Consider the following 20,058-nt stretch of genomic DNA (forward strand, 5'->3'; position numbering starts at 1 on the left):
GCCGCATGAGGCTGCAGACCGTCCGCTCACCGTTGGGCCCGTCGGTCACCCCGGGTGGCAACTCGGCCGAACCGCCACCTCCCCCTCCGCCCGTCCCGCCGCCGGAGCCACCGCCGCCGCCCGAACCAGGCTGCTCGACGCTGCCACCGATGTCGACCGAACCGTTGCCGATGCAAGCGCCGATGGAATGGTCCAAGTCCGAGCACTGCGCAGCGACCGCAGCCGTTCCGGGGCCGAGCGCGAGGACCAGGCCGAGAACCATCGCCCAGCCGGTGAGCACCGTCGGCCGGTGAGATTCGTTCAGTCGCATTGGTCCTTCTCCTTCTGCTTGGAACTCACGAAGAGCGATCGATCTGCTTCTCGGTACGCGACGTCGACTGACCAGAGCGACTGGGTCGCGCGATCGGCTGGCACGACAGACGCCCCGGCGCTATCGAGCACCTGGACGCTGGAGATGTCGACACAGACGTCTGCACGAGCCACGATCTGGAGGGAGTCCGGGTGTGGCAGCCAGAGGTCGAGGACGACCGATTGCACCGACGGCGTACCGGTGACGGTGTACCCCAGCTCTGCCGATCGGCGGTACCCGTCGATCTCGACCTGAGCGACGTCGTCTGATGCCAGCGTCGAGATCCGTTCCGGGTTCGCTCCACCTTCGGCGAGGATCTGGAACGAGAGCTCCTGGAAACGCTGATACGTATCGGTTACGGCCGCCAGCGCCTGTTCCTCGTTTTCGAAGACCGGCGGCGAGCTCTTCGGGGGCGGCGCAGGATCAGGTCCGGTGCACGCGGTGAGGGCGAGCACTCCCGCCGTGAGAACGATCGTGGAGGCGGAGCGAGAGCGAGAAGTCCGTGGCATCCCTCGACGCTAAGCGCGCCCAGACTCGGGCCCAGGGTTATCCACAGAGCAGATATGCCTACACGGACATATGTCGCACAAACTGGTCCGCGTGCCAGCGCGGTGCGCTGATGTGAGCGCACCCCTGGGAACGTGACCGCGGGTCTCCGGAGGGGCGCGCTCGCGTCAGTGGCCCGCGCTCACGTCAGCGCACCGCGCTGGCCGAAGCACAAGCGTTACCGGGACGTGACTTGGGAAGCTTAGGCTTACCTCATACCCCACGTCTTCAACGGAAAGCAGAACATGCGCCGCATGCCCCGCACGCTCACCGCCGTCGCCGCCCTCGCGGTCGCCGGCCTCGCCCTCGCCGGCTGCACCGCCGGGTCCTCCACCGACGACGCCTCCACCGGCACGCTCGGCACCGTCGACACCATGTTCGGCGAGGTGACCGTCCCGGAGCCCGCCGGCGACCTCACCGTCGTCGCCCTCGGCTGGTCCGACGCGGAGATGGCGCTCTCCCTCGGCGTGGTGCCCGTCGGCGTGTACGACTGGCAGTCCTTCGGCGCCGACAACAAGGCCGTCGGCCCGTGGGCCACCGACCTGTTCGGCGACGTCACCCCCGAGATCATCGAGGACAGCGGTGACACCGTCAACTACGAGCAGATCCAGGCGCTCGAACCCGACCTCATCCTCAACACCCGATCCGCCGGCGACGAGAAGCAGTACGAGCGGCTCTCGGAGATCGCACCGACCGTCTTCGCACCCAAGGGGACCGCCGCGTTCGCGACCCCGTGGGACGTCCAGCTCGAGCAGGTCGCCGCCGCGCTCGGGAAGACCCAGGAGGGTGACGCGCTCGTCTCCGCCACGAAGCAGTCGATCAACGAGGCCGCCGACCTCCACCAGGAGTTCGCGGGGCTCACCACCGTCGCCGCGACGAAGTTCGGCGACGCCTACGGCGCCTACCTCGAGGGCGACGGTCGCTTCGACATCCTCGCCGACCTCGGCTTCCAGCAGAACCCGGCCGTCCTCGACCTCGAGGCCTCCGGCTTCTACGCGGCGGTCTCCGCCGAGCAGGTGTCCGCGTTCGACGCCGACGTCGCCGTCCTCCTCCCGATCGGGTTCAGCGCAGCGGACACCACCGCCGACCCGCTCCTCGCGAGCCTCCCCGTGGTGCAGGACGGTCGCGCGATCGTCCTCGACCCCGCCGACGAGCTCACGCAGGCCTACAGCGCGGCCTCCGTGCTCAGCATCCCCGTCGTCCTCGAGCAGCTCGTCCCGAAGCTCGCCGAGGCCGCCGCCAGGGTCGCGAAGTAGGGTCCACCCCACCAGCACCACAGCAGGAGATCCGCGCGAGAGCCGGACGGAATCGCGTCTTCCGTCCGGCTCTCGCGCTGTTCTCCGGCTCTCACGCTGAGCGCATCAGCTCAGGCCGGCCGGGACAACTTCAGCAACCGCGCGAACCCCAGCGCCGCGACGATGACGAGCACTCCCACCAGTAGGACGAGCGCCGCACCCGGTGCCACCGGTGCCAGCGCCGTCAACCCACCGCCGACGAGGAACGCCAGCAGGATGGCGTCCGACTGCCAGAGCAGGACGTTCAGCGACGACGCATCGCCGAACGGTGTCGGGACGGGCATGAGCAGCAGGATCGGCAGTGGTCCCTTCGCGGCGTCGAACGTGCGGAGCACGACGATCCAGACCGCGAGCAGCAGCCACCACCCGAGCGGCTGGAGGAGGGTCATCCCGCCCGGTGCCGCGGAGGCGAGCACCCCGAGCAGGGCACCGACCCCACCGATCACGACCGCGGCCAGCAGCGGGGCGACGGCTCCGGCGAGGACGAGCGACCGCGGGCTCCGGCCGTAGAGCGTCGGCGTCCCGGCGCTCTCCACCCCGTGCCGCACGGCGTCGCACCAGACGCCCACGGCGAGGTAGGCGAGGAACGCCGCGGGGACGGCGAGCATCCACCGCACACCGTCCGGGAGCCCGAAGGACAGACCGACCGCCGCACCGGACACCGCCAGGATGAGGGAACCGAGGGCGACCCGCCCGGGTGTCCGCCGAGCTCCGACGATCGACCGCCGGAGGACGACGAGCCAGAACGGCCCCGTCATCCGCAGCGGGACACGGCGACCGCTCGTCGGGGAGACCCGCAGCCCGCCGACGGCACCCGAGGCGTCACCGCTCTGCAGCATCATCCCGACCCGCTGCCAGCGCAGCGCCTGGTCGAGGAGGGGTCCGCTCCGCAGTCCGTCCAGTGCCCTCGGGACGAGCAGGAGGGAGACCGCCCCGAGCACGACGAGCGCGACCGCCGGCCACCACGACACCGGCACCCCCACCGACGCGAACCAGCCACCGCCGCCACCCCAGGTGAAGAGCCCCGCCCAGTCCCCCGTCGCGAGTGCGCCACCGAGCACCATGCTCTCGACACCGCCCGCGACCGGCGACCAGAGGAGCCCCAGCCAACCCCACGGGGAGACGAGCAGCATGCCGGGGACGAGGAGACCGAGCACTCCGCCCACACCGGCGACGATGACCACGGCGGAGACCGTCCGTCGCGAACCGTGCTGACCGAGCAGCCACGCCACCGCGAGGAGCAGGGAGAACCCCACGGCACCGATCACGAACGCCACCACGGCGGCGGGCACGGTCGGTCCGGTCAAGCCGATCACCGAGGCCGTGTCGGCGGCCGCTCCGATCGAGACGGCGGCTCGCTCCCCCGGCACCAGGAGTCGCGACAAGCCGACCACCCCGGCCACCAGGACCGAGAGCCCTGCGAGTGCGAGCGCGGAGACGACGAAGGGACGACGCAGCGTGAGCCGACGCGGCAGTGGCGAATCGGCGAGGAACTGCACCGCCGCAGGCCTCGGCACGACCGGTCCCCTCGTCCGGCCTGCGAGCACGACCACGATCGTCGCAATCGCCGAGAGCAGCGCGACCGCCCCGGGCCGGACGGCAGCCACGACACCCGCGGCATCTGGCTCGATCAGTCCGAGGACCGCGAACCGCACGAGCGGAGCGCCCACGATGAGTGCGACGAGCAGCCCGGCGTAGACGACGAACGCGACATCGGTGACCCGCGGACGCCCGTCGCGCGCGGCGAGCACCGCCCGGCCGGCGCGGAGGATCCGACGGTCGTCGCGCGTGATGCGCCCGGAGCCGGTGCTCACGGGGCTTCGACCGTGATCGCCTCGTCCGCGACCCGTTCGACGAGCCCGGCGTCGTGGCTCGCGAAGACGATCGCCGCCCCGCGCCCCTTCGCGAGCAGGATGCGGTCGGCGACGAGGCCACGCCGCTCGGCGTCGAGGCGCTGCTCGGGTTCGTCGAGCACGAGGACGTCGAAGGGCCGGACGAGCGCCGTCGCCAGGGCGAACAGCTGCGACTGACCCGAAGACAGCTCGGTGGCGAAGCGGCGCGCGAGCGTGTCGATGCGCAGGGCCGCGAGCAGCTCGTCGGCCGCGTCGTCCGCCGCCTGCCCGGTCACACCCCACGTCGTCGAGATGTAGCGCAGGTGTTCGCGCAGCGTCAGGTCCGGCGCGTAGGCCGGGGTGCCGATGAGGGCTGAGACGGAGCGACGCACCGTGCGGTCGCGGTCGTCGATGGTCCGGCCGCCGATCGTCGCCGTCCCGCTCGACGGACGCAGCCGTCCGCTGAGGATCCGCAACAGGGTCGTCTTGCCCGATCCGTTCCGCCCCCGGACGGCGAGCGCCATCCCCGGCTCGACCCGGATGTCGGTGGGCGCCAGCAGGGTCTCCCCGTCGATCACCGCTCCGACGCCGTCCGCCTCGATCAGCGGCTGCAGCGCGGCAACCGACTCCCCCTCGTGTCCCGACATCGTCCCATCCTCGCAGGCGCCCGCCGAGGTGTCCTCCGCCGCGCGACTGATCGTGCGGTCGGCTGTCGGGGCTCAGCATGCCGGCCGAGGGTGCAGAATGCAGAGCATGGGAATCGTCACCGGGCGCCGGAACGCGCGTCCGCCGAAGCAGCGCCGCGCAGGCGGACCACCCGAGGGCGACGCCTACGACGAGGTCGTGCGGGAGATCCGCGCCGGACGCCTCGACGCCGACGCAGGCGCCGAACGACTGATCGAGCGGCTGACCGACGCGGAACTCCTGGGGCTGCTCGACGGCGACTCCCCGCGCCGACTCCTCCCGCTGATCCCCGTGCTGCTCCACCGGCGTCCGTTCGTGGCCGGAGCCGTCCCGCGGCTCGGAATCCCGGGGATCCGGTTCAGTGACGGCGCCCGCGGTGTCGTCATCGGCGAGTCGACCGCGTTCCCAGTGACGATGGCGCGGGCGGCCACCTGGGACCCGGTGCTCGAGGAGCAGGTGGGTGAGGCGATCGGTGCGGAGACGCGGATCCGCGGGGCGAACTACTCGGCGTCCGTCTGCGTCAACCTCCTCCGCCATCCCGCGTGGGGCCGCGCCCAGGAGTGCTACGGCGAGGATCCGGTGCTGACCGGCCGGATGGGGTCGGCCATGACCCGCGGCGTCCGCGTCCACACGATGGCGTGCGTGAAGCACTTCGCGCTCAACTCCATGGAGGACGAGCGGTTCGAGGTCGACGTCTCCGTGGACGACCACGCACTGCACGAGGTCTACCTGCCGCACTTCAAGGCCGTGATCGACGCCGGCGCGGACTCGGTCATGAGCGCCTACAACCGGGTGCGGGGCGAGTACATGGACGTCAACCGTCCGCTGCTCACGGACGTGCTGCGGGAGGAGTGGGGCTTCACCGGCTTCGTCACGAGCGACTGGGTCTTCGGCACGCACGACGCCGTCGGCAGCCTGGAGGCCGGGATGGACGTGGAGATGCCGCTCCGCCTGCGACGGGCGCACGAGTTGCCCGCCGCCCTGCGGGACGGCACCCTCGAGCACGCGACCGTCCTGCGCTCGGCTCGGCGCATCCTGCGGACGACCCTCCTGCATGCCGCGACCCGCGCCGAACCGCAGCCCTCGGCGGACGTCGTCGCCGGCTCGGCCCACCGCGCGCTCGCCCGGCACGTCGCCGAGGAGTCGATCGTGCTCCTCGCCAACCGCCCGGTCGACGACGGCGCACCGCTCCTCCCCCTGTCGGCGACGACCCGTCGGATCGCGGTGGTCGGCCGTCTCGCGGACCGGGCGAACCTCGGCGACCACGGCTCGTCGCGCGTCCGTCCGCCGACCACCGTCTCGCCGCTGCAGGGGCTCCGTGAGGCACTCCCCGACACGCAGATCACGAGCACCCCGGCCGGGAACATGCGGGCCGCGGTCACTGCGGCGGCGGCCGCCGACACGGCCGTCGTCGTCGTCGGCTTCGACCAGCACGACGAGGGCGAGTCGGTCGTCACCGGCGGCGTCGACGTCGGTGTCCTCGGAGCGGCCCTGGACTCGGGTCGACTCCGCAGCGCCATCACGGGCGTCGCGCACCTGGCGTCGCGGTTCGTGCGCGGCGGCGACCGCGCCTCGCTCCGCCTCCGACCCTCGGACGAACGCCTCATCCTGGCCGTCGCCGCAGCCAACCCGCGCACGGTCGTCGTACTCGTCGGCGGGAGCGCCATCCTGACCGAGGCCTGGCGCGACCGCGTCCCGGCCCTCGTCCTCGCCTGGTACGGCGGGATGGAGGGCGGTCGAGCGCTCGCCGACGTCCTGACCGGTGTGGTCGAGCCCGGCGGGCGACTGCCCTTCGTGATCCCGACCGATCCCGCACACCTGCCGCCGTTCGACCGCGAGGCGAAGGCCGTCGTGTACGACGACCGCTGGGGTCAGCGGCGGTTGGACGATGAGGGTCACACGCCGGCCTTCCCGTTCGGCTTCGGCCTCGGGTATACGACGATCGACCACCGCCTGCTCGGGCACCGGTTCGAGGACACCGGCGGGACCGCCGAGGTCCTCGTGACGAACACCGGTCCGCGCGAGGGGTCGACCGTCGTCCAGCTCTACGCCGCCGACACCGCGCTCGATCGACCGGTCGCCCAGCTCCTCGGGTTCCGGAAGGTGACCCTGCAGGCGGGCGAGGAACGCGTCGTCCGGGTCGTCCTCGATCCGACACCGACGCTCGAACGCGACCCGGTCACCCGCCGCTGGTCGGCCCGCGCCGGCGACTGGGCCCTGCAGGCCGCCCAGCACAGCCCCTCGACCTGGGCGACCGCCGTCCCGCTGCGGGCCGGCGACAGCGACCTCGACGACGACCCAGCCAGACTGCCGGACACCGTCGGCTGATCCGATCCGATCAGCTCGGGCCGGCCGGTTCGAGGTCGGCGAGGCCCTCGACCCGCACGGCGAGCTCGTCGTCCCGTCCGAGGACGGCGCGGAGCAGACGCTGCGTGTCGCGCCGGACGGAGAGCACGGCGTCGTCGCGTCGCAGTACGAGGGTGCCGTCCGGCCCGGTGTAGCGCTGCTGCAGGTCGTCCAGCTCACCGGCCCGGAGCAACGCCACCGTGCTGGACGCCGCCGGGTCGACGAGGCGCACGAGGGCCGACTCACCCACGAGCTCGCTCGCGACCACCCGCCGCGCGCTCGCGTCGAAGATCGTCTTCTGCGCTGCCCGGGTCACGACGAACGGTCGCGCCGGACCATCGAGCAGCCGGTCGACGACGTCGCGAGCCGCGTCGGGGCGACCGACCCGTCGGGCTGCGGCCTGCATCCGCTCCAGTCGCCCCGGCTCGCCGAGGATCCCGTCGATCTTCCACCCGATCGTCGTCGCGGTGTTGCACCGGACGGCAGCGCCCTGCTCCATGAGGTAGTCGCCGTTGCGGACCTCCTGCCCGGGGATCGGGTTCACGAGCACCATCGGCAGACCGGCGGCCATGCACTCCGACGCCGACAGTCCTCCGGGCTTGCCGATGAACAGGTCGGCTCGGCGCAGGAGCTGCGGCATCTCGTCGGTGAAGCCGAGCACGGTGTAGCGGTCGTCGCCGGGCGCGATGAGGTCCTCGACGCTCCGCCGCAGCGCCTCGTTCCGCCCGCACACGATCGTCGCGGTGAACGGCGACCGGAGGTGCAGTGTCTGTCGGACGACCGCGAGCGCGTAGTCACCGCCGGACGCACCGGCCGAGATGAGCAACATGGGGGGTGCCGCCGGGTCGCGCTCGGGCGGGCCGCTCGGCTGGGCGGCGATGGGGATCCCCGAAGCCACGACCCGGTCGGGCGGGAGCCCCAGGGCCGTCAGCTGGACCCGTCCCTCCTCCCGAGCGAGGAAGAGCGCGTGGAAGGCGCTCGTCAGCCACAGCCCCTGGAAGTCGTAGTCCGTGGTGACGACCGCGGTCCTGGCGTCGACGGCGCCTCGCAGGATGAGGGAGGCCAGCAACTGGGCCGGGAGGAAGTGGGTGCAGATGATCGCCGTGGGCCTGAAGCGTTTGATCGCGCTCACCACCGGCATCGCGTTCGCCCGCGTCCAGGGGTCGAGCGGACCGCGACGACGGAACGGTGCGTCGCTGAGGTCGTAGCCCCACTCCACGAGCCAGGGCGTCTCCTCGACGAGCACGAAGTACCCCTTGCCGAGGACGTCGCGGTACAGGGAGGTACTCGCCTGCAGGACGTCCAGGACCTCGACCTCGGTGACGTCGGGACGCCCGGCGCACGCCTGTTCCACGGCGGCGGCGGCGCTGTTGTGTCCGGACCCGACCCCGGCGGAGAGGATCAGGACGCGTTCCACGCCGTCCGGCCCGGGCTGCTGCTTCGATGTCCTGCGCATGAGCCGATGCTAGCGCGCGGCCTCCGGCGCCAGGGCTGCCTCGTACAGGGCGATGAGGCGGGTGGTCTGCGTCGACTGGCGCAGGGTGCGGGCGAGGCCCGGTGCGACGACGGGCGCGGTACCCGCCTCGACGTCGGCGACGGCGCGGCGGATCGCTTCGGCGAGCGCCTCGACCCCACCGTCCGTCGGCTGCCACATCGAGTCGGCGGGGAGCTCCGCCGCGATGTTCGGGTCACTGATGATCGACGGAGTGCCGAGTGCGGCCGCCTCGAACACGGTCATGCCCTGCGTCTCGAACCCGATCGACGTCTGCACCAGCGCATCGGCGTCGGCGATGGCGCGCAGCGAGTCGGGGTAGGAGACACGTCCGGCGAAGACGACGTGGTCGGCGAGGTCGTGTTCGGCGACGAACGCCTGGGCCTTCGCGAGCAGGAGTCCGGCCCCGTAGAGGCGGAACACCGCGTCGACGTCCGCGAGCCGGACCGCCTCGAGGAACTCCATGAGCCGCTTCTCCTGGCTGAAGCGGCCGATCCACACGAACGACGGCAGCCGGTGCGGCACGTGGAGCGTGGTCGCGCGTTCGTCGAGGATCTCGTCGAGCACCGCGTCGTCGACGCCCGTCGACAGGACCTCGGCGTGGGCGGTCACGCCCTGCTCGCGGAGGACGCGTGCGAAGTGGTGCGACGGCGCGATGACGACGGCAGCACGCTTGGCGAACTCCTGCAGGTAGGACCAGACGCCCGTGGGCAGGGTCGAGAGCCGCGGCCGGAGGACTCTGCGCTGCCACCAGGACAAGGCTCCGACGACGAGGCCCGGCGCCGGCATGGTCTGCTCGATGCCGACGTCCATGCGGTTGTGCATGGTGTGGAGCGCCGGGATCCCGCGCCGTTCGGCGTAGCGGTAGGCCGTGAGCGCCTGCCAGAAGTCGGCCTGCACGTGCACGACGTCGACCGGGGGCAGCTCGGCCAGGCGTGCGTCGAGCCAGCGGTCGGTGAGCCGGCCGGGCACGGTCATCGAGTACTCGCGGTCGAGTGTGATGGGGATCGAGGGGGTGTCGAGGTAGTGCGGGTCGTCGTCGTGCGCCTGGTGCATCCGCGGTGAGCACACCGTGACGGTGTGCCCCGCGGCCTCCAGGAAGCGCCGCTGCAGTCGGATCGAGACCTGGGCCCCGCCGGACGACTCGGGGTGCTGGTCGCTGAAGACGAGGATGTGCATGGTCACCAAGGCTACCCGTGGCGCCAGGGTCCGAGGTGTCCGGCGATGCGACTCAGGCTTCGTCGAGGACGGCGACGATCGACTCCTGCAGGTACCCGAGCCAGGCGTAGATCGCCATCATGAGCTGCGGATCCTGCTCGTCCTCCGACGTCGTCGGAGACGGGTCGAACGGCTCCGCGTCGTCCTCCTCGATGCCGAGTCGAGCCGCGATGGTGAGCCGGGTGTCGTTGAGGAACCGCAGCCAGGTCCAGGCCGTCTCACCCTCGAGGGTCACGGCTGCACCGTCCTCGTGGCCCGCCGGGACCTCGGTCGGCTGAGCCGCATCGGACGCGTCGGTGGTGAGCGCCGCCAGGACGGTCCGCGCCGCGGTCACCTTGCCGCCGACGAGGTCGTCGGCGGTGAAGCGTCGGAACTCCGCGGCGGCCTCGGGATCGTCGCGGTACCCCTCCGGCACCAGTCGCGCCATGGCGGGGTCGAGCTCCACGGCGGTCGCCAGCCCGGCGCGCGTCGCGTCCTCGAGCATGTCGACGAGCTGGCTCGCCAGTTGCTCGAGGATCGAGGTCTCCTGCTCGTCGAGGCGGAGCACGACGGGTCCGACGGGCGGACGGACGAACGCGCTCATGCGTCGGCCTTCGCGAGCGAGGCCCAGAGCCCGTACCCGTGCATGGCCTCGACGTGGCGCTCCATCTCCTCGCGGTTGCCGGTCGCGACGACCGCGCGGCCCTCGTGGTGCACGGCAAGCATGAGTCGCTCCGCCTCCTCGTGCGTGTAACCGAAGTAGCTGCGGAACACGAGCGAGACATAGGACATGAGGTTCACCGGGTCGTTCCACACGATGGTGACCCACGGCTGCATGGTGAGGGTCGCCTCGTCGACGATCGGCTGGTCGAGGATCTGCGCCATCCTCCAAGCCTCCCACGATGTGTGCCGAAGCGCCTCCCTGCCTGGGTCCGACTCAGGAAGCGGACGGTGCGCCGGCGCGCGGCTGGCGGAGCGGCAGGGTCACGGTGAAGGTGGAGCCGCGGCCCGGGCGGCTGGACACGGTGATCCAACCATGATGCGCCTCGGTGATGGACTTCACGATCGACAGCCCGAGTCCGACGCCTGGCCGCGCGTCGTCGCGGACCTCCCTGGCCCGGAAGAAGCGATCGAAGAGCTGCCGCTGGTCGTCCGGCGAGATGCCGATGCCGGTGTCCGCGACGTTGACGGTGCAGGTCTCACCGTCCACCGCGACGGTCACCGCGACCCGTCCACCCCGCGGGGTGTACTTCACCGCGTTCGACAGCAGGTTGTCGAGGACCTGGCGGAGCCGGCCGCCGTCGCCCTCCAGTTCCACGTGGGGAGGGATCTCGGCCCGAACGGCGACACCGGCCTCCGACGCCTGCGGCAGGATCGCGGCCGCGCTCGCCCGGGCGATGTCGGCGACGTCGGTGAGGGCGATGCGCACCCGCATCTCGGCGTCCCCCGCCGCGAGCAGGTCGCCGATGATCGCGTACAGCTGCTCCGCGTTGCGCTGGATCGTCGAGACCTCGCGTTCCAGTCCGAGCTGCCGGAGGTCATGTCCCTCGGTGAGGAGGTCGAGGTAGCCGATGATCGACGTCAACGGGGTGCGGAGCTCGTGCGAGACGTCGATGAGGAACGCTTCGCGCAGCGCCAACGCATTGGCGAGGTCGGTCACGTCGTGCCCGACCGTGATGGTGCCGACGAAGGTGCCGTCGTCGGTGTGCACCGGTCTCGCGTTGCCGATGATGGCGCGCTGGTCTCCCGGCTCGCCGATCCAATACAGTTCGCCCCGGAAGCTCTCCCCGCGCAGCGCCCGGTTGATGACCTGCTTCTCGGGCGACACCCGAGTCTTCCGGTCCGGTCCGTACACATGGACACCGGCGCGGGTCTTCCGGTCGAACCCGGCCAATTCGGCTTGCTCGTACGTCGCCTCGTTGCGGAGCGCCGCCGTGCCGTCGGGCCGGAAGAAGGCGACGGCGGCGTCGACCGACTCCGAGACCGTCGTCGCGATGGCCGCCGCCTCCGTCGCCGCGGCGAGGGCGATACGCGCCCGTCCCTCATGGGCGCGGAGCTGACGCGCGGCCAGATGCACGGTGACGGTCATGATGAGGACGAGGGCCGGCAGGATGCAGATCGCACCCCACCCGCCCGGCGTCGTCGGCCATGCACCGGCGCGCGCCACCGGGATGAGGGAGACGAAGATCGCTCCGAAGACCGGGACGGGCAGGGCCGAGACCCCGAACCCACCCGCGAGCCAGAGGACCGGGATCACGATGAGGAGACCCGACGTCGGCAGGTTCGGCAGGGTGTCGCGGAAGAAGCCGACGGCGAGGATGTCGATGGTCGGCACCAGCACGAGCAGGCCACGGAGCGCGCCGGACGGTGGCACGGCGAAGAGCAGGGACGTGGCCGCGGCCGTCAGGGAGAGCCCGATGAGGAAGTCGGGCTCCAGCAGGGTCCAGGTCGAGGTCAGGCCGATGTACAGCCCGAGCATCAGGATCGAGGCGATGAACGCGAACTGCGCTCCGGCGAAGAGGTGGTTCGTCCGCGGGAGGGGTGCGGCGGCCGCCGCCGGGACGGAGATGCCGACGGCCGGTGACGCGGGTCGTGGAGCGGCGGCAGGTCGAGCCGGGGCGGGCCGGGCCGGGCCGGCTTGAACGTGACCCGCCTGCATGGGGGCTGGCCGGGCGCCGCCACGATCACGGAATCGTGGATCCTGGGGCTGACGCTGGGCCATGGCTGCTCTCCGGAAGGGGACGAGCGATCACCGGGCTCGGGCCGCTCACTCCCGAACCCTACCCGGTGTGCGGACCGCGCTCCGAAACCGTTGACAGCAGGCGGCTCAGGTCGGCACGTGATCGGGCCGCTTGGGCGGGTACACCCAGGTGACCATCACCACTGAAGTCATCATGAGGAGGAACCACGACACCAGCTTGGTGAGCGGGACGAGTTGCCAGCCGTCCTCCTGATTCGGGTACAGCCAGGCGCCCGTGATCGTCCCGATGTTCTCCGCGATCCAGATGAAGCAGGCCACGAGCAGGAACGCCAGCAGCACGGGCATGCGGTGCGTCCGACGGAACACGCGGAAGTGCATCATCGTCCGTGCGAACACGAGGAGGACGGCAGCGAGCAGCACCCATCGCAGATCGACGACGTAGTGCTGGCTGAAGAAGTTGACGTAGATGCCGGCGGCGATGATCGTCGTGAGCCACACCCGTGGATAGCGGTCGAACCGCAAGTCGAAGAGCCGGTACACGCGGACCATGTACGACCCGACGGCCGCGTACATGAACCCGGTGTACAACGGCACGGAGCCGAGGTGCAGGACCCCGCCGCCGTCGTACTCCCACGACCCGATCCCGGTCTTGAACAGCTCCATACCCGTCCCGACGACGTGGAACAGGACGATCACCCAGAGTTCGCGACCGGTCTCCAGCCTCGTGGCGATCATGACCACCTGGATGACGATCGCAGCGATGACGAGCGCGTCGTTCCGGGCGAGCCAGGCGTCGTCGGGGTACCAGAGGCGGGCGGCGACGATCACGGCGAGCATCGCTGCGCCGAAGATGCACGCCCACGCCTGTTTCGCCCCGAAGACGAGGAACTCGACGGCTTTCGCCCGCGCACCACCGTCGGGGGCGTCGCGCAGGAGGCGGTTGGCCCGGTCGTCGATCCAGCGCTCGACCGCGGTCAGTTCGTGCTGGTCCGCCCGACGTGCGTCGCGACCCGCTCCGTCTGCGGGGGTGGGCGGCTCGGACATCGGGCCAGCATACGGGCACATTCGGCGCCGCACCTGGGACGTCGGGACCACCCCGACGCGGGCTGCGACGTCGCGCATCGAGCGCCTCTGGAACGCCGCCTGACGCACATGACTCCTGCAACGCCCGTCCGGACTGTCAACGATGCCGGCGATTGAGCGGCCGGTGCTCGTCGAGCGGTCCAAGCAGCAGGAGTTACGGACGCGGCCCGCCGGCGGCCCGGGGGCGCGAGATCGTCACCGTGAACTTCTGGTTGCGCGCGAGCTGCGTCGTCGGGCCGACGAGCCGCTCGCGCGCCGCCCGGTAGCCGAGGTGCGAGTTCCACACGACGGCAAGGGTGCCACCCGGCTGCAGGACACGCGCGGCCTCGGCGAACAGGTCGTGCGCGACGCCCGTGTGCACGGTGGTGCCGCTGTGGAAGGGCGGGTTCAGGACGATGAGGTCGGCTGACGCGTCCGGCTGCATCGACAGGCCGTCGTCGCGGAGCACCGTGATGCGCTCGGCCAGTCGGCGGTCGGCGTCGTCGTTGGCGGCGATGGTCGCGGTGGTCGAGGCGACCGCTGCAGCGGACTGGTCGGTCGCGATGACCGTGAGCTCGGGCCGGGCGATGGCGAGCGACACCGCGAGGACGCCGGTGCCGCAGCCGAGGTCGATGGCCGTCCGGGCGTCGGGCGCGATCTCCGGCAGCGCCTCGAGCAGGAAGCGGGTGCCGATGTCGAGCTTCGTCCCCGCGAACGCCGCGCCGGTGGCGGCGATGGTCAGGCAGATGTCGGCGTGGTGTTCGGCCCGCAGCGTGGTCGAGACCGTGGTGTCGGCCTCGTCACGCTCTCCCTCGACGGCGGGGGTCACCGGGCCGCTGGCGCGGAGCACCCGAGACTTCTGCCGGGCGAGGCTCGCGGTGACGGTCGAGAAGCTCCGACCGAGGACCTCGTTCATCGCGGGCGTCAGGTGCTTCACCCGGCCACCGGCCAGGAGACGGACGTCCGCAGCGCTCCAGCGGGCCACGGCGGCGGCGATCTCGTGCAGTGCCTCGAGGTGCTTGGGCAACTGGAGGAGGACGAGCGATGCGCCGGAGAACAGCTCCTCGCCGAGCGGCAGGTTGCGGAAGCCGCCGTCGACGCCGAGCCGTTCGGCGTTGGCCGCGAGGGCACGTTCTCCGACGGCGGCGTCCTGGTGGACCCGGACGCCCGTCGCCCCCAGGAGCGCGATGGCGCCCAGGGTCAGGGCCCCGTAGGCGTCGCCGACGACGACGATCTCGCCGGGCGTCGGCACCCGCCCGGCCAGGGCCTCGGCCGCTTCGTCGAGCAGGAGCCGATCGGTCGCGTCGACGGCGAAGAGGTTGGGTGCCTCGTGATCGGGGAACCGGCGCAGCGCGTCGAAGGAGAACTCGGGCATCCCCTCAGCGTAACCGGCCACGCGATACGAGGAACGGCGTCACCGTCGGCGGACGCGTCGAGCCGGCTTCTCCGCCTTCACGGCCCGGAGGACGGCCGGGAAGACGAGGACACCGAGCCCGGCGGAGACGAGGAGGTTGACGACCGTGGCGATGGCGACGCCTTGTCCGAAGGCTCGCACGGTCTCGAGGCCACTGGCGTCCTCGGCGCGGACGGACGCGATCGCACCGAACACGATCACGAGGCTGATCACCGCGAAGATGAGCTGCAGCGGGACGGTGGCCCACATGCCCCAGTGCGTGACGGCTCCTGCGCGACGCACGCCGTGACGCCGCAGGATCCGCAGGCTGAGCGCGATGCCACCGAGGAAGGCGACGACCCCGAGCGCGACGTACCCCCACACCCAGGCACCGAACGGCGGTGTGAGGAAGAGCAGGATGAACCCGAACACGCGCGAGAAGCCGTCGACCCATTCGGCTTCGCCCGCACCGAGCAGGACGCCGACGAGGATCGGGGCGCCGATCACGACGAGCGTCAGCAGCGGAAGCACGCCGGCGACGACACCGAAGTACATGAGCGGGTAGGCGGTCAGTCCGGTCAGCCGGGCGCCGCGCCGCCTCCGGGCCGTCGCGGGTGCGGTCTGCGCCGGGTCCGGCTTCGTCACCACGGGCTGCGCGCTCATGCCCCAACCCTACGCTCACACGAAAGCGCACTCGTGGTCGTCATCCATGTGGGATGACGACCACGAGTGCGCTTTCGTCGGTCACTCGGAGAGCGACGGCCGCCAGACGACGACCTCGGTCCGGCGGCGGGTGCGGGTACCGCTCCGCATCGGGACGACGCTCCCCTCCATACCTGCGGCGAACACCCGGTTGCCCGGGGTCCGCAACAGGGCGTTGGCGAGCGCGTGCTCGAGCTCCCGCACCCGACCCTGGAGCGAGCTGACCTCGTTCTCCAGGGTCAGGATGCGGGAGATGCCCTCGAGGCTGACGCCCTCCGCACTGAGCCTGGACACCTCACGCAGCTGGGCGATGTCGCGCATCGAGTACCTGCGCGACTTCCCGGCGGTCCGCGTCGGCGACACGAGACCGAGCCGGTCGTACTGCCGGAGGGTCTGCGGGTGCATGCCGGCGAGCTCGGCAGCCATCGCGATCGCGAAGACCGGCGAATGCTCGTCCATGCTCTCTGCCCTTCCGTGTGCTGCTGGTTACTAGCCCCGAGCCCGAGCGATGAGTTCGTCGCGGGGGTTGTCCTTCGGCTCCAGCTCGTGGAACCGTTCGAGTGCTTCCTTGGCCTCGCCGCCGAGGTGCGCCGGGACGACGATCTGCACGACGGCCAGGAGGTCGCCGGTGCCCTTCGTCGTCGCGACACCGCGGCCCTTGACGCGGAGGACGCGACCGCTCGGCGTACCGGGGGCGACCCGCAGCTTGACGGGGTCGCCGCCGAGCGTCGGAACCTCGATCGTGGCGCCGAGCGCGGCCTCCACGAAGGTGACCGGTACGGTGACGCGGAGGTTCAGGCCGTCGCGTTCGAACACGGGATGCTTGCGGACACTCACGGTGACCACGATATCGCCGGGTTCGCCGCCGTCCGGACTCGGCTGCCCCTTGCCGCGCAGGCGGATCTTCTGTCCGTCCGACACGCCCGCCGGGATCTTCACCTTGATGGTGCGTCCCTCGGAGGTCTGCAGGGAGATGGTGTCGCCCTGCGTGGCCGTGATGAAGTCGATCGTCGTGTGCGCGGTGATGTCGCGGCCGGGCGTGGGTCCGCCGTAGCCCCGGAAGCCACCGGTGGTCTGGCCGAAGCCACCCTGGCCGAACATGCCGCCGAGGATGTCCTCGTACCCCTGCGGGGCCTGCTGGTAGCTGTAGCTCTGGCGACCACCGCCACCACCACCGAACATCGACCCGAAGACGTCCTCGAAGCCGCCCTGGCCGCCGCCGGCACCCGGAGCGGTGAAGCGTGCTCCACCGCCCATGGCGCGGACGGCGTCGTACTCCTTGCGCTGCTCGGGGTCGCCGAGGACCGAGTGGGCCTCGCTGATCTCCTTGAACTTCGCCTCGGCCTTCGCATCACCCGGATTGGAGTCCGGGTGGTACTGCCGGGCGAGCTTCCGGTAGACCTTCTTCAGTTCCGCCGGCGTCACGTCCTTCTTGACGCCGAGGACCTTGTAGAAGTCCTTGTCGAACCAGTCCTGACTCGCCATGGCTAGCTCGCCGGGACCGCGACGACCACCTTCGCGGCGCGCAGCAGGGTGGAGCCCAGGTGGTACCCGGTCTCCACGACGTCGAGGACGGTCTCGCCCTCGGCGCCCGGCGTGGGCTGCTGGAAGATGGCCTCGTGCACGTTGGGGTCGAAGGTCTCGCCGACCACTCCGAACGGCTTCAGCCCGAGCTTCTCGGCAGCACCGCGGAGCTTGGCCGCGATCTGCGTGAAGGGGGCGTCGCCCTCGAGGTCGCCGTGCTTCTCAGCGCGGTCGAGGTCGTCGAGCACCGGGAGCAGGACCTTGGCGACCTCGCCGGTGGTGCGCTCGCGCTCCACCTCACGGCCGGCCTCGGTGCGCTTCCGGTAGTTCGCGTACTCGGCCGTGACGCGCTGCAGGTCGCCGAGGCGTTCTGCAGCGAGCTGCTCGGCCGGGGAGAGGTCGCCGCCCTGAACGGGCTCCTCGGGAGCCGCGTTGAGGATGTCCTCGACGGTCAGCTCGTCGTCGGCGGCCGGTGCGTCGGCGTCGGCGGATTCGGCAGGTGCGCCCGAGGGGGCCGACGCGTCGGCGTCAACCCCCTCGGTGCCAGGCTGACGAACCTCGCCGGTCTCCGGGTCGATCCGTCGCTTGTCACGAATGATGGGATCGTCCTGGTTCTGGTTCTGGTTCTCGTCAGTCATGGTTACTTCTTGTCCTTGTCGTCTTCGTCCTCGACGACCTCGGCGTCGACGACGTCCTCGTCCGAGGTCGCCTCCTCAGCCGGGGCCTCGGTTCCTGCGGCGGACTCGGAGGCCTGCGCCTGGGCGTAGATCGCCTCGCCGAGCTTGACCTGGCTCTCGTTGAGCTTGTCGAACGCGGTCTTCACCGCGTCCTCGTCCTCACCGGCGAGCGCGCTCTTCAGGGCGTCGACATCAGCCTGGACGTCGGTCTTGACGTCCTCGGGCAGCTTGTCGTCGTTCTCCTTGATGAGCTTGTCGATCGAGTAGGCGAGCTGCTCGGCGCTGTTGCGGACCTCGGCCTGCTCGCGGCGGGCCTTGTCGTCCGCAGCGTGCTCCTCGGCCTCGCGGACCATGCGCTCGATGTCCTCCTTGCCGAGGGACGAGCCACCGGTGATGGTCATCGACTGCTCCTTGCCGGTGCCCTTGTCCTTGGCGGACACGTGCACGATGCCGTTGGCGTCGATGTCGAAGGTGACCTCGACCTGCGGCACACCGCGCGGAGCCGGCGCGATGCCGGTCAGCTCGAAGGTGCCGAGGTTCTTGTTGTCGCGGGTGAACTCGCGCTCGCCCTGGAAGACCTGGATCGCGACGGACGGCTGGTTGTCGTCGGCCGTGGTGAAGGTCTCGCTCCGCTTCGTGGGGATCGCGGTGTTGCGCTCGATGAGCTTCGTCATGATGCCGCCCTTGGTCTCGATACCGAGCGACAGGGGGGTGACGTCGATGAGCAGCACGTCCTTGCGCTCGCCCTTCAGCACGCCGGCCTGCAGGGCTGCGCCGACGGCGACGACCTCGTCAGGGTTGACGCCCTTGTTGGGCTCCTGACCACCGGTGAGCTTCTTGACGAGCTCCGCGACGGCGGGCATGCGGGTCGATCCACCGACGAGCACGACGTGTGCGATGTCGGAGACCTTCACGCCGGCCTCGGCGATGACGTCGTTGAACGGCTTGCGGGTGCGCTCGAGCAGGTCCTGCGTGAGCTCCTCGAACTTGGCGCGGGAGAGCGTCTCGTCGAGGTTCGCCGGGCCGTTCTCCGTGAGGGAGAGGTACGGGAGCTGGATCGAGGTCGACATCGAGGAGCTGAGCTCCTTCTTCGCCTGCTCGGCGGCTTCCTTGAGGCGCTGCTTCGCGATCTTGTCGCCCGAGACGTCGACACCGGTCGAGTCCTTGAAACGCTTGATCAGGTAGTCGACGACGCGCTGGTCCCAGTCGTCTCCACCGAGGCGGTTGTCACCGGAGGTGGAGCGGACCTGGATGGTGGAGAAGTCGTCGTCCTTGCCCACTTCGAGCAGCGAGACGTCGAAGGTACCGCCACCGAGGTCGAAGACGAGGATGAGCTCGTCCTCCTTGCCGCGGTCGAGGCCGTAGGCGAGGGCTGCGGCGGTCGGCTCGTTGATGATGCGGAGCACGTTGAGGCCTGCGACCTCACCGGCCTCCTTCGTGGCCTGACGCTCGGCGTCGTTGAAGTAGGCGGGGACGGTGATGACCGCGTCGGTCACGGTGTCGCCCAGGTACTGCTCGGCGTCGCGCTTCAGCTTCGCGAGGATGCGGGCGGAGAGCTCCTGCGGCGTGTACTTCTTGCCGTCGACGTCGAACTTCCAGTCGGTGCCCATGTGGCGCTTGACGCTCGCGATGGTGCGGTCGACGTTGGTGACGGCCTGGCGCTTCGCGGTCTCGCCGACGAGCACCTCGCCGTCCTTGGTGAATGCGACGACGGAGGGGGTGGTGCGGAAGCCCTCGGCGTTGGCGATGACGGTGGGTTCTCCACCTTCGAGGACGGCGACCACCGAGTTGGTGGTACCGAGGTCGATGCCTACTGCACGTGCCATGTGTTGGTTCTCCTTGTGTTGACTGCCGGTTCGGAACTCGTCGACTCGGGCGGCATGCGGATCGCGTCCGGCCGACTCGACGAGCTCGGCACCGAGCTGATTGGTGGGGTGATGCTGGTGTGACATCGAGACTTGAGCCCAGATGACTCAATGCTACCGAGGCCTGGTTTCGACGTCAAGAAAGTTGAGTCCGTCTGGCTCAACTCCCAGCGGATGGCCAGGGTGACCACGACCCAGGTGCCCTTCGGCAAGCTCAGGGACCGAGATGGGGAACAATCCGGGAGTGACGACAGGCTCAGGGTCCGGAGGTCCGGTCCCTGAGCCTGTCGATCCATCTCCCCGCCTAGGCGGCGTCCGCCACTACCACGGAACGCTCCGTGACGACGATCTTCCCGCCGACCGCGTCGACGTGCACGGTCGAGCCGTCGCCGA

Annotated in this window: 18 protein-coding genes; 2 read left to right on the forward strand and 16 right to left on the reverse strand. The window is 70.7% G+C overall.

Annotated elements, in window-relative coordinates; genetic code table 11:
* Window positions 1-310: hypothetical protein (locus RWN05_RS17570; RefSeq protein WP_314140542.1), on the reverse strand; the 310-nt coding region annotated here is incomplete at its 3' end.
* On the reverse strand, window positions 301-858 hold the full coding sequence (locus tag RWN05_RS17575) for a hypothetical protein (protein WP_314140543.1): 558 nt from the start codon (window positions 856-858) through the stop codon (window positions 301-303). The genes RWN05_RS17575 and RWN05_RS17570, both read right to left, overlap by 10 nt.
* A 291-nt stretch (window positions 859-1,149) precedes the next feature.
* Between RWN05_RS17575 and RWN05_RS17580 the strand changes: the two genes are divergently transcribed.
* A complete protein-coding gene (locus tag RWN05_RS17580) occupies window positions 1,150-2,151 on the forward strand; it encodes an ABC transporter substrate-binding protein (RefSeq protein WP_314140544.1) in 1,002 nt (333 codons plus the stop codon).
* A 110-nt stretch (window positions 2,152-2,261) separates the two neighbouring features.
* Here the strand turns inward: RWN05_RS17580 and RWN05_RS17585 are convergent, their stop codons facing one another.
* Window positions 2,262-4,004, reverse strand: a complete 1,743-nt coding sequence (locus RWN05_RS17585) for a hypothetical protein (protein WP_314140545.1) — start codon at window positions 4,002-4,004, stop codon at window positions 2,262-2,264.
* Entirely contained in the window at window positions 4,001-4,669 is a 669-nt protein-coding gene (locus tag RWN05_RS17590) for an ABC transporter ATP-binding protein (RefSeq protein ID WP_285038440.1), read from the reverse strand. Before RWN05_RS17590 ends, RWN05_RS17585 begins: the two co-directional genes overlap by 4 nt.
* 106 nt (window positions 4,670-4,775) lie before the next feature.
* Here RWN05_RS17590 and RWN05_RS17595 point away from each other — a divergent pair, with 106 nt between their 5' ends.
* Window positions 4,776-7,034: a glycoside hydrolase family 3 C-terminal domain-containing protein gene (locus RWN05_RS17595; RefSeq protein WP_314140546.1), complete on the forward strand. Its 2,259-nt coding sequence runs from the start codon at window positions 4,776-4,778 to the stop codon at window positions 7,032-7,034.
* Window positions 7,035-7,044: 10 nt separating this feature from the next.
* Here RWN05_RS17595 and RWN05_RS17600 read toward each other — a convergent pair whose 3' ends face one another.
* From RWN05_RS17600 to dnaK, 12 genes are all read right to left on the reverse strand, one after another.
* Window positions 7,045-8,508, reverse strand: a complete 1,464-nt coding sequence (locus tag RWN05_RS17600; RefSeq protein ID WP_314140547.1) for an MGDG synthase family glycosyltransferase — start codon at window positions 8,506-8,508, stop codon at window positions 7,045-7,047.
* Between the two features lie 9 nt (window positions 8,509-8,517).
* Complete coding sequence (locus RWN05_RS17605; RefSeq protein WP_285038442.1) at window positions 8,518-9,723, reverse strand: glycosyltransferase; 1,206 nt, start codon at window positions 9,721-9,723, stop codon at window positions 8,518-8,520.
* A 52-nt stretch (window positions 9,724-9,775) separates the two neighbouring features.
* Window positions 9,776-10,345 carry a DUF2017 family protein gene (locus RWN05_RS17610; protein WP_285038443.1) on the reverse strand — a complete coding sequence of 190 codons (570 nt, stop codon included), beginning with the start codon at window positions 10,343-10,345 and terminating at the stop codon, window positions 9,776-9,778.
* Window positions 10,342-10,626, reverse strand: coding sequence for an ATP-dependent Clp protease adapter ClpS (clpS, locus tag RWN05_RS17615; RefSeq protein WP_056009029.1), 285 nt, complete (start codon window positions 10,624-10,626; stop codon window positions 10,342-10,344). Before clpS ends, RWN05_RS17610 begins: the two co-directional genes overlap by 4 nt.
* 52 nt (window positions 10,627-10,678) lie before the next feature.
* On the reverse strand, window positions 10,679-12,400 hold the full coding sequence (locus RWN05_RS17620; protein ID WP_314140549.1) for an ATP-binding protein: 1,722 nt from the start codon (window positions 12,398-12,400) through the stop codon (window positions 10,679-10,681).
* A gap of 168 nt (window positions 12,401-12,568) precedes the next feature.
* Window positions 12,569-13,486 (reverse strand): DUF817 domain-containing protein, encoded by a 918-nt coding sequence (locus RWN05_RS17625; RefSeq protein WP_314140550.1) that lies wholly within the window; start codon window positions 13,484-13,486, stop codon window positions 12,569-12,571.
* Between the two features lie 193 nt (window positions 13,487-13,679).
* Window positions 13,680-14,879, reverse strand: coding sequence for a methyltransferase (locus RWN05_RS17630; RefSeq protein ID WP_314140551.1), 1,200 nt, complete (start codon window positions 14,877-14,879; stop codon window positions 13,680-13,682).
* A 39-nt stretch (window positions 14,880-14,918) separates the two neighbouring features.
* Window positions 14,919-15,560: a hypothetical protein gene (locus RWN05_RS17635; protein WP_064297157.1), complete on the reverse strand. Its 642-nt coding sequence runs from the start codon at window positions 15,558-15,560 to the stop codon at window positions 14,919-14,921.
* Between the two features lie 81 nt (window positions 15,561-15,641).
* A complete protein-coding gene (locus tag RWN05_RS17640; protein ID WP_064297156.1) occupies window positions 15,642-16,058 on the reverse strand; it encodes a heat shock protein transcriptional repressor HspR in 417 nt (138 codons plus the stop codon).
* Window positions 16,059-16,088: 30 nt separating this feature from the next.
* Window positions 16,089-17,084, reverse strand: a complete 996-nt coding sequence (locus tag RWN05_RS17645) for a DnaJ C-terminal domain-containing protein (RefSeq protein ID WP_071262201.1) — start codon at window positions 17,082-17,084, stop codon at window positions 16,089-16,091.
* 2 nt (window positions 17,085-17,086) lie between these two features.
* Complete coding sequence (locus RWN05_RS17650; protein ID WP_175117116.1) at window positions 17,087-17,761, reverse strand: nucleotide exchange factor GrpE; 675 nt, start codon at window positions 17,759-17,761, stop codon at window positions 17,087-17,089.
* Window positions 17,762-17,763: 2 nt separating this feature from the next.
* Window positions 17,764-19,626 (reverse strand): molecular chaperone DnaK, encoded by a 1,863-nt coding sequence (dnaK, locus tag RWN05_RS17655; protein ID WP_064297153.1) that lies wholly within the window; start codon window positions 19,624-19,626, stop codon window positions 17,764-17,766.
* Window positions 19,627-20,058 lie beyond the last annotated feature (432 nt).

Source organism: uncultured Plantibacter sp. (genome assembly GCF_963518075.1).
In the GTDB taxonomy this organism is placed as follows: domain Bacteria; phylum Actinomycetota; class Actinomycetes; order Actinomycetales; family Microbacteriaceae; genus Plantibacter; species Plantibacter flavus_A.

Bases quoted from the DNA above. Each gene is read 5' to 3' on its own strand.
- RWN05_RS17575 (WP_314140543.1), bottom strand. From the start codon at position 858: ATGCCACGGACTTCTCGCTCTCGCTCCGCCTCCACGATCGTTCTCACG.
- RWN05_RS17580 (WP_314140544.1), top strand. From the start codon at position 1,150: ATGCCCCGCACGCTCACCGCCGTCGCCGCCCTCGCGGTCGCCGGCCTC.
- RWN05_RS17590 (WP_285038440.1), bottom strand. From the start codon at position 4,669: ATGTCGGGACACGAGGGGGAGTCGGTTGCCGCGCTGCAGCCGCTGATC.
- RWN05_RS17595 (WP_314140546.1), top strand. From the start codon at position 4,776: ATGGGAATCGTCACCGGGCGCCGGAACGCGCGTCCGCCGAAGCAGCGC.
- RWN05_RS17600 (WP_314140547.1), bottom strand. From the start codon at position 8,508: ATGCGCAGGACATCGAAGCAGCAGCCCGGGCCGGACGGCGTGGAACGC.
- RWN05_RS17605 (WP_285038442.1), bottom strand. From the start codon at position 9,723: ATGCACATCCTCGTCTTCAGCGACCAGCACCCCGAGTCGTCCGGCGGG.
- RWN05_RS17610 (WP_285038443.1), bottom strand. From the start codon at position 10,345: ATGAGCGCGTTCGTCCGTCCGCCCGTCGGACCCGTCGTGCTCCGCCTC.
- clpS (WP_056009029.1), bottom strand. From the start codon at position 10,626: ATGGCGCAGATCCTCGACCAGCCGATCGTCGACGAGGCGACCCTCACC.
- RWN05_RS17620 (WP_314140549.1), bottom strand. From the start codon at position 12,400: ATGCAGGCGGGTCACGTTCAAGCCGGCCCGGCCCGGCCCGCCCCGGCT.
- RWN05_RS17625 (WP_314140550.1), bottom strand. From the start codon at position 13,486: ATGTCCGAGCCGCCCACCCCCGCAGACGGAGCGGGTCGCGACGCACGT.
- RWN05_RS17630 (WP_314140551.1), bottom strand. From the start codon at position 14,879: ATGCCCGAGTTCTCCTTCGACGCGCTGCGCCGGTTCCCCGATCACGAG.
- RWN05_RS17635 (WP_064297157.1), bottom strand. From the start codon at position 15,560: ATGAGCGCGCAGCCCGTGGTGACGAAGCCGGACCCGGCGCAGACCGCA.
- RWN05_RS17640 (WP_064297156.1), bottom strand. From the start codon at position 16,058: ATGGACGAGCATTCGCCGGTCTTCGCGATCGCGATGGCTGCCGAGCTC.
- RWN05_RS17645 (WP_071262201.1), bottom strand. From the start codon at position 17,084: ATGGCGAGTCAGGACTGGTTCGACAAGGACTTCTACAAGGTCCTCGGC.
- RWN05_RS17650 (WP_175117116.1), bottom strand. From the start codon at position 17,761: ATGACTGACGAGAACCAGAACCAGAACCAGGACGATCCCATCATTCGT.
- dnaK (WP_064297153.1), bottom strand. From the start codon at position 19,626: ATGGCACGTGCAGTAGGCATCGACCTCGGTACCACCAACTCGGTGGTC.